This is a genomic window from Candidatus Hakubella thermalkaliphila (assembly GCF_013281975.1).
Lineage (GTDB): Bacteria > Actinomycetota > Humimicrobiia > Hakubellales > Hakubellaceae > Hakubella > Hakubella thermalkaliphila.
Window position 1 is genome coordinate 1 of sequence record NZ_BLRZ01000164.1, and the last position, 2934, is coordinate 2934.

The following is a 2934-nucleotide window of genomic DNA, read 5'->3' on the forward strand; positions in this document are numbered from 1 at the left end:
AAATAACCCAATTTTCATGCGACGTGGTGCGCCGCGGTGCATGGGCGATTCCTTATCATGAGCCCAATGGCGGCGCTGAAGGGGCACATGGGCGCTGTGAGACCATAAGCGATTTGGATTTCCTGATCCTTTATGGTAATGTCCTCCTCGCTGACCAGCCCCATATCAACAATAGACTGATCAACGTAGTCCGGATCGTATACTCGCTTCAATATCTCCAGAATTTCTCTTTTCTCCATAGTTCTATGCCCAGGTATCATCCAGCCTGGGCCAAAGCCTCCTCCAGGAGCTACTCTCCTTCCACCTTCTACACCCTTTTGGCCTTGGACGGGTCGGCCTCGGCCTTCTTTATTACTTGCTCCAGGGCAGCCAGGTTGACCCTGTTGATGACCGCCATGCTAGACCTCCTCTTGAGCTGCTTCTTCCGGTATCAGGGTTGCGTCGTGCCTGATCTGTTCGAAGAGAATCTCCCGCAGGATGTCAAAAGCCTCTAGCAGCCTGTGATTACTCACCCGGTAATAGACCACGTTTCCTTCCTTCCGGGAAACTAGAATCCTACGGTCCCTCATCATGGCCAGATGTTGGGACAGGTTAGACGGAGACATCTTCAAAATCTGGCAGAGTTCGCCAGCACTCACTTCCCGGTCGCGGAGGACATTGATGAGCTCCAGCCTCTTAGGATGAGAGAATACCTTACACATTTCAGCATGATAGGAATAAATCTCTTCTTCTACCACTTCAGGGCCCTTAAGGTAATTAAGAAATTTATAAAATTCTACAAAACTAGATTACCTTAAATCCATTCCCCTGTCAACCCCCGAAGTATCTTCCAACTCATACAGGGCAGTTACGGGTCTACCGCCAAGAATCCCTGGATCGTCTTCCTTTCTATCCGTTATTGAGGAGCGACGTCATCAATGATCGTGGTGGCTCGCGGCCACCTTCAGCGTAGCGCCGCAATAGGGGCAGCGACTCCAGGTCACATCCACCGCTTTATGGCACTCGGGGCACGAGATCTTGAGCTGCGTGCCGCAGTGCGGGCAAAGGATGAAGTCGTCCTGAATAGGGTAGCTGCACTGAGGGCACGGCTTCGTCCCCGCATCCGCCCAGGGCACCTCCCTCGAATAGTGCCCTTCCTGATGGCCTTGATGGTCATGTCCTGCGCAACCGCACATCACACACACGCTTATTACCTCCTCAAGTCAGTTCTTGTCCACAATAGGGGCAGAGCTGCCAGTCGGTCTGGACGGGCTTGCTGCAGCTTGGGCAGGCTTTGCCCGATATGGCCGGGGGCGGCCCCGCCGCAGGCCCCTGCTGAGTTACCTGCCGGAATAGCCATACGCCGCCCGGGATCAGCAGGACCAGAAATCCCAGGGGGAACAACCACATGAAGATCATACCGATCCATCCGAAGGGACTGAATCCCCAGCCGCCCCAGCCACCCATCATGCCAGGTCCCATCATGCCGCCGGGCCCCCAACCGCCCCTCCAGCCGAAGGGCAAAAAGCTGACGACAATCAGCAAGACCAGCAAGGCCACGATACCGAATATGGCCACTTGAACCCAATTAACTTTGTTCATCGTATCCTCCTTTCATTACACTCCTTCCACCATCTCAAGGCTTCCAAGTAGTTAAGAGGTTTCTAAAATTCTACATAACTAGATTGCCCTAAAATCATTTCCTTGTCAATCCCCCCTAGAAGAGAATTACGGCCATGCTCACACTTGCCAGAATCTTGAGTCGTTTACTCATACTGAATCCCCCCTTTTTATTAGAATTTGCGCTGGTCTTTGTCAGCTCTTGACCATATTGTAGCAGGCGAGTATGAAGAACTTGTGAAGAGCCTATGGGGATTTGGTGAAGATTGGCGCACATCATTCAGCGGACTTTGCCGAGCATATCTCAAAAAGCCGAGGCGCTCTGGATAGCCAAGGATAAGGTGCGCTATAAGAGGTGGGTGGAGCATATGGAAAGATTGGAACACAACAGATGGCATGAGGCGATGCAAAAGAAATAGTATTTTGGTTAATGGCGAAGGGCGCCGCCCTTCGGTAACCGACCGATTATCTCTCATATCTAGAATCATATATTTGCTTTAATCGTAATCTACTAAAGAGATACGATCACCTCTTTACCTTCATCTTCAAAGAGGGCGTCTCCCCGACCAACAACATTGCCGAAAGGGGTATTCGTCCTGCGGTGCAATGGCGTAAGATCTGTTTTGGTAACCGCAGTGACAATGGAAGATTATTGACCGCTCGTCTTTTAACAGTGACTCGCACCTGCCTCTTGCAAGGACGAAATCCCTTTGAGTTTCTTGTAGAGGCTATCAGTTCTTACCGCTGTGGTAATTCTGCCCCCTCTCTAAGCTGAGGGGGGTGAACTATTACAAGAAATCAATATACTCAAAGACGCGGAGCTCCAGCCCGTTTCGAAACCAGATGCTTCCCCGGAGGAAGCAGGTCGTTGGACTGGTGGTGTAAAGGTGGAGCGTTGAGGACTGAATCTCGGGATGTGCAGCAGGAAGCGAGTAGATAAACCTCTCGTAGACATCGTGGGGTGGAGGAGTACAGGATGTTTGCAGAGGATGGTAATATGAGGGAGTGGTACGAAGACTTTGAGCAGGAGTCGCTTTAGGAAGTATTCCCAAAAGAAGGATTCTACTTTCCGTAAAAGAGGGAGAAAGCCAACTGGAAGAGCCCATAGTTCACTTTTATCAAGGGCTAACCAAGGGTTATAAGTCCGGCGCAAGACATGAGTAACGCAAACCCTTTGACCATATCAAGTCCTGGCCAGAGGAAGGTCGGGTGACAGGATGCAGAGCATGAATGAAACAAGCCATCTAACTACAGACCCCCAATCCACCTTCACCCAGTTGATCCTGGCCCTCTCCACGGCCATGGATCTGGACGAGAAGGTGAAGCTTTACCACG

The 2934-nt window shown here is 51.1% G+C and carries 5 protein-coding genes; 1 reads left to right on the top strand and 4 read right to left on the bottom strand.

Translation table 11 applies throughout. From position 1 onward, the window contains the following. Nucleotides 1-14 precede the first annotated feature (14 nt). From HW443_RS10330 to HW443_RS10345, 4 genes are all read right to left on the bottom strand, one after another. Nucleotides 15-239: an iron-sulfur cluster assembly protein gene (locus HW443_RS10330; RefSeq protein ID WP_176236146.1), complete on the bottom strand. Its 225-nt coding sequence runs from the start codon at nt 237-239 to the stop codon at nt 15-17. A 159-nt stretch (nt 240-398) separates the two neighbouring features. Continuing rightward, nucleotides 399-737, bottom strand: a complete 339-nt coding sequence (locus tag HW443_RS10335; RefSeq protein ID WP_258190508.1) for an ArsR/SmtB family transcription factor — start codon at nt 735-737, stop codon at nt 399-401. A gap of 177 nt (nt 738-914) precedes the next feature. Then, nucleotides 915-1175: a zinc ribbon domain-containing protein gene (locus tag HW443_RS14065; RefSeq protein WP_176230105.1), complete on the bottom strand. Its 261-nt coding sequence runs from the start codon at nt 1173-1175 to the stop codon at nt 915-917. A 22-nt stretch (nt 1176-1197) separates the two neighbouring features. After that, nucleotides 1198-1581: a zinc ribbon domain-containing protein gene (locus HW443_RS10345; protein ID WP_176236148.1), complete on the bottom strand. Its 384-nt coding sequence runs from the start codon at nt 1579-1581 to the stop codon at nt 1198-1200. A gap of 508 nt (nt 1582-2089) precedes the next feature. Here HW443_RS10345 and HW443_RS14070 point away from each other — a divergent pair. Then, complete coding sequence (locus tag HW443_RS14070) at nt 2090-2374, top strand: IS66 family transposase (protein WP_176236149.1); 285 nt, start codon at nt 2090-2092, stop codon at nt 2372-2374. Nucleotides 2375-2934 lie beyond the last annotated feature (560 nt).

Bases quoted from the DNA above. Each gene is read 5' to 3' on its own strand.
- HW443_RS14065 (WP_176230105.1), bottom strand. From the start codon at position 1,175: ATGTGCGGTTGCGCAGGACATGACCATCAAGGCCATCAGGAAGGGCAC.
- HW443_RS10345 (WP_176236148.1), bottom strand. From the start codon at position 1,581: ATGAACAAAGTTAATTGGGTTCAAGTGGCCATATTCGGTATCGTGGCC.
- HW443_RS10330 (WP_176236146.1), bottom strand. From the start codon at position 239: ATGGAGAAAAGAGAAATTCTGGAGATATTGAAGCGAGTATACGATCCG.